Source organism: uncultured Mailhella sp. (genome assembly GCF_905187505.1).
Classification (GTDB): Bacteria; Desulfobacterota; Desulfovibrionia; order Desulfovibrionales; family Desulfovibrionaceae; genus Mailhella.
This window is the reverse complement of the sequence record NZ_CAJJIC010000148.1, coordinates 1-5,353: the sequence shown is the minus strand read 5'-3', so window position 1 is coordinate 5,353 and position 5,353 is coordinate 1. Positions and strand designations below refer to the sequence as shown.

2 protein-coding genes are annotated in these 5,353 nt (G+C 65.5%); both read left to right on the top strand.

Annotated elements, in window-relative coordinates:
* The first annotated feature begins 365 nt into the window (after positions 1–365).
* A complete protein-coding gene (locus tag QZZ60_RS10380) occupies positions 366–1,607 on the top strand; it encodes an exonuclease SbcCD subunit D C-terminal domain-containing protein (protein WP_295641168.1) in 1,242 nt (413 codons plus the stop codon).
* Positions 1,595–5,353 (top strand): AAA family ATPase (locus tag QZZ60_RS10375; protein ID WP_295641166.1); only part of this gene is annotated, 3,759 nt, incomplete at its 3' end. The genes QZZ60_RS10380 and QZZ60_RS10375, both read left to right, overlap by 13 nt.

Here is a 5,353-nt window from a genome sequence, read left to right as displayed (position 1 = left end):
CTGCACTGAGATTGCAGCCCGTAACGCACCCGCCGAGCCTTCCGGCCTTTGCGTCACTTCCCCTGCCATTCCCGCCATTTCAAAGCCCGACATCCGGCACCCGCACGAACCCCGCCGCGCGGCGCAGCCGCAAGGCGAAACAGGGGGGCCCGGGGGGAATTATTTCCCCCGCATTGCCTTTCAAGGGGGCCCGGGGGAGATTATCTCCCCCGGCGGGGCCAGGGGCAGCACCCCTGATCTGCCTTTCCTGCGTTTTCTGCCTTTCCTTTTTGCATGACAGGGGGCGGGGGAGCGTGGTACATGGGGAGCGCGGCGTTCGGCGCGGCGGAGGAAGCTGCGCTTTTTCAGGGCTGCGGCAGGAAGGCATGAAGATAGTTCACACATCGGACTGGCATTTAGGTCACAGTTTATACGGCAGGCGGCGGCACGAGGAGTTCCGTCAATTTCTTTCGTGGCTCATGGAGCTTGTTTACCGCGAGGGCATTGAAGCTCTTGTCATTGCCGGGGACGTTTTTGACAGCGCGGTACCGGGCACGCAGACGCAGTCGCTGTACTACGACTTTCTTCGTGCGGTGACGGCGGCGGAGAGTCCGTGCCGTCATGTAGTGATCATTGCGGGCAACCATGATTCTCCGGCGTTTCTGGACGCGCCTGCGGGTCTTCTTTCGTCCATGCACGTTCATGTGACGGGCCGGGCGCGTGCGCCCGAGGAAGAAGTTCTGGCGCTTTGCGGGGCGGACGGGGAAACGGAGCTCATTGTATGCGCGGTGCCCTTTTTGCGCGACCGCGACTTGTACCGGGCCAGGGACGGCGACGCCATGGACGAGCGCGACCGTCTCATGGCCGAGGGCATGAAGGAGCACTATCGTCTTGCTGCTCTGGAAGCGGAGAAGCTGCGGGCCGGGCGCGACATTCCGGTACTTGCCACGGGGCATCTGTTTGCGGCCGGGGGCAGCACGTCCGGCGACGACGGGGTGCGGGATCTGTGCGTAGGGTCGCTCGGGCAGGTGGAGGCCGACGCATTTCCCGCCGCGTTCGACTATGTGGCGCTCGGGCATCTGCACGCGGCGCAGAAGGTGCACGGCGAGGAGCGCATCCGCTACACGGGCTCGCCGCTGGCCATGGGCTTTGACGAGGCGCGGCGCAATCACGAGGTGCGCATTCTCAGCACGGACGGGGCGAAGATTGAATCCCGCGGGGTGGCGGTGCCGGAATTTCAGCGTCTGGAGCGTGTGGAAGGCGACATGGAGGCCATAGAGCGCAGGCTCGACGAGCTTTCGGCGACGGGAGAGAGCGTATGGGCCGAAGTGCTGCACACCGGCGAGGAGAACGTGCCTGAGCTTCGGCGGCGCGTGGAGGAACACGTATCCGGCAGGCTGGAAGTGCTGCGCATACGCAACGCGCATCTTCTGCTCGAAGGCATGGATGCCGATCCCGAGCAGGACGACCTTGAAGAGCTGGCCGTGGAAGACGTATTTGAGAGGCGGCTTCGGGAAGCCTATCCCGGGCGCGCGCCGGAAGACCCTGAACTGGAAGAGCTGCGGGAAGCGTTTCGCGAGACCGTGGCCGCCGTGCGCGACAGCGAGGAGGAATCATGCGCATCTTAAGCGTTCGGATACGCAATCTCAATTCCCTCGCCGGCGACTGGACCGTGCGTCTTGACGGGCCGGAATACGAATCCGGCGGGATTTTTGCCATCACGGGCCCCACGGGAGCGGGCAAGAGCACCATACTCGACGCCATATGCCTTGCGCTGTACGGCTCCACGCCGAGGCTCGACAAGGTGACCAAGAGCAGCAACGAAATCATGTCGCGGCAGGCGACGGAATGTCTTGCGGAGGTTCGTTTTCGCACCATGCGCGGGGAATACCTGTGCAGCTGGAGTCAGAAGCGGACGGGAAAGCGTGCGGCGGGCGAGTTTCAGCAGCCGAAGCACCGCCTTTACGACAGCGAGGGCCGGGCGCTTGCCGAAAACACCAAGGCCGTGCTCGCCGGGGTGGAAGAGCTCACGGGCATGGACTTTGCACGGTTCACGCAATCCATGCTTCTGGCGCAGGGTCATTTTGCCTCGTTTCTTCTGGCCGACGGCGACAAGCGTGCGCCGCTTCTGGAAAAGATAACGGGCAAGGGCATCTACACGGAAATTTCCAAAAAGGTGCACGAGCGCAACCGGGAAGAAGCGCTCAGGCTCGCCGAGCTGGACAGAGAGCTTGCCGCCCGCGATCTGCTCTCTCTTGAAGAAGAGGAAGGCCTTGCCGACGAGAAGCGCGAGCTTTCGGAAGGCGCGCAGGCGCTGGCCCGCCGGGAAGAGGCTCTAGCCGGGGACATGGCGCGCGTGGAGCAGGCCGAAGCGCTGGAGAGGGACGAACAGAGCCTTGCCGCGGACAGGGAAGCGCTGAACGCGGAAACGACGGCGTTTGCGCCGCAGAAGGAGCGTCTGGAGCGGGCTGTCCGGGCCGCAACGATTTCTCCTTCGCTGGAAGCGCTCAGCCTGCGACGCGAGGAGGAGCGGCGCGATACGGAACGCCGGGCAGCGCTTGATGCGGAGCTGCCGCGTCTTGAAGCGGAGGAAACGGCCAGGCGGCAGGCCGTGGACGAAGCTAAGGCCGAGCTTGCCGAAGAAAAGGCCGCCGTGGAAAGGGCGCGGGAAACATGGAAGAAGGTGCGGGCCGTCGATACGGAACTTGCCGCACGACGCCGCGAACTTGCCGATCTGGACAAAGACCTGGAAGGCCGCCGCGCGGAGCTGGAGCGCCGGAACAAGGAACAGTCCGCCGCCGCGCAGGAACACGAAAAGGCGCAGCAGAGGCTTGCCGAACTGACGAAGGCCCGGGAGTCCCGCGCCGCCGACGCCGCGCTGTCCGACGCGACCGGATCTCTTTCCACGCGCCTTTCGCTGCTCAAAGAGGACGAAGCCGCGCTTGAGGAAACGCGCCGTGCGCTTGACGAACGTTCCCGGAATCTGGACGAGCAGGAAACCGCCCTTGCCGGATGCCGCCGCTCGGCCGAGGCGCTGAGCCGCGCGCTGGCCGGGGCGCAGGAAAAGCTGGACGCGGCGCGAAAGAACTTTGCCGCGCTTCTCGGCGGCAGGGATGCCGCCTTTCACCGCTCGCGACGCGAAACGCTTTCCGTTCGCCGAAACGCGCTGGAAACGGCGCTTGCCGCCGCAAAGAGCCGAACCGCCCATCTTCTGCGCGCAGAAGCCCAGAAAAGCCGCGGTCATGAGCTGGCCCTTGCCGTGCAGAAGGAGGAAGGCGACCTTGCGCTTCTCAGGGAAAAGCTTTCCGCCCTGCGGGAAAAGCTGGCGCTTGAGGCAAAAATCCGCTCCTACGAAGAGGAGCGCAAAAGCCTGCGCGAGGGCTCGCCCTGCCCGTTGTGCGGCGCAACGCATCACCCCTTTGCCTGTGAAAGCCCGGCCCTGCCGGATGAATCGCAAAAGCCCGTGCGCGAGCTGGAAGCGCGCGTGGAAGCGCTGACCGCCGCCCTTGCCGGACACCGGAGCGACGCCGTGCACGCGCGCGAAGCCTGCACGGAAGCCGAAAACGCCGCGGCCGAACAGACGGACAGACTGCGCCGGGCACTCTCCGCCCTCTCTCCCGCGCTCAAACGCGCACTGACCGGCCTCTCGTCCGCCGAAAACGACGGGAACAGCGCCCCCCTGTCCGTGAACAACGCCTCGTCTCTGCCCTCCGGCGCGCCCGCCGTCTCCGCCGCTGCCGAGGCTCTTGCCTCTTCCTCCGTTTCCGCAGAGGCCGAGCCGTGGGAAAACGAGATACTTTCGGCTCTTGCGCTCAGCGAAGGCGCGCCCGCCCTTGCGCCGGTTCTGGAACGCCTTGCCGCCGAAACCGCCGGGGAGCTTGCCGAGGCGACGACCCTTCTCGACAAGCTGGACGCACAGCAGAGCGCCGGACGCGCCCTTGCCGAAGACGCGGAGAAGCTGCGCCGACTCCATGAAGAGGCGCGATCCGCCGTACAGAACGCGGAAAAGGAGACGCTGCGCCTCGGCACGGAAAAGACCGCGCTCGTTCGGGACCTTGCCGAAAAGACGCGCAAGACGGACGCCTGCCGAGACGAACTGTGCCGCACCATTTCGGCCTTCGGCGAGACGGGAGCCAGTACCGAAGAGCTCACGCTTGCCGTGCGCGCCCTTGAAACGCGCCGCACCGAATACGCCGCTCTCGCAAAACAGGAAGCGGAAGCCCGACAGTCCCTTGCCGAACACGAAAGGCTTCTTGCCGTGGGCGCACAGGCTCTCGACGCCGCAGAACGCGAATGGAACGCCGCCCTCGCCGGCCGCACGGAACGCGCCGCCGACCTTGCCGACATGGAAGACGCCCGCCGCGCCCTGTTCGGCGAGCGCAGCGTGGACGACGAAGAAAAAGCCGCCGCCGAACGCCTGCACGGCAGAGAAGACGCGGAGGAGGCGCGACGCAGCGACCTCGAAGCCGCTTCCCGCGCGCTGACCGAAGCACGCCGCGACGCCGCCGCCCTGTCCGAACGCATGACGCAGCGCGCCGAAGCCATGAAGGACATGGAAGAGGCGCTCATCATCCGCCTCAGGGCCGAAAACTTTGCCGACGAAGCCGCCTGCCGCGCCGCTCTCATGAGCAGGGAAGAGCTCGACGCGCTCACCCTCGCCCAGCAGACCCTTGCCGAAAAGACCGCCCGCCTCGACGCCCGCGCCGCAGAACTGACCCGCCGACGCGAGACGCAAACCCTGCCCCTGCCCTCGCGCGAAGAAACCGAACTTGCCCTCGCACAAACCCGCGCCGAACGCGAAGACGCCCTCCGACGCCTCGGCAGCCTTCAGGAACGGCTCAACGCCAACGACGAAAAAAAGGCTCAGGCCGCAAAGCTCAGAGAAAAACGCAAGGCACAGGACGCCCGCTGCCGCCGCTGGGCCGCGCTCAATGAACTCATAGGCTCCGCCGACGGCAAAAAGTTCCGCAACTACGCCCAGGAACTCACATTCAGAAGACTCATTCTCATGGCGAACCGCCAGCTCGCCTTCATGACCGACCGCTACCTGCTCGTGCACAGCAAAACCGAAGCCCTTACCCTCAACGTCATCGACCGCTACCAGGCCGACGCCGTGCGCTCCTCCCGCAACCTCTCCGGCGGCGAAAGCTTCATCGTCAGCCTCGCCCTCGCCCTCGGCCTCGCCCAGATGGCCAGCCGAAACGTGCGCGTCGACTCCGTCTTCCTCGATGAAGGCTTCGGCACCCTCGACGAAGAGTCCCTCGGCACCGCCCTCGATATGCTCGCCTCCCTCCGTAGAAAAGGAAAAATGATAGGCATCATATCCCACGTCCAGGCCGTCCGCGACCGCGTCGGCCTCCAGATCTGCGTCTCC

What these genes read in the sequence shown, in the direction of transcription:
- QZZ60_RS10380 (WP_295641168.1), top strand. Translation starts at nt 366, where the DNA reads ATGAAGATAGTTCACACATCGGACTGGCATTTAGGTCACAGTTTATAC.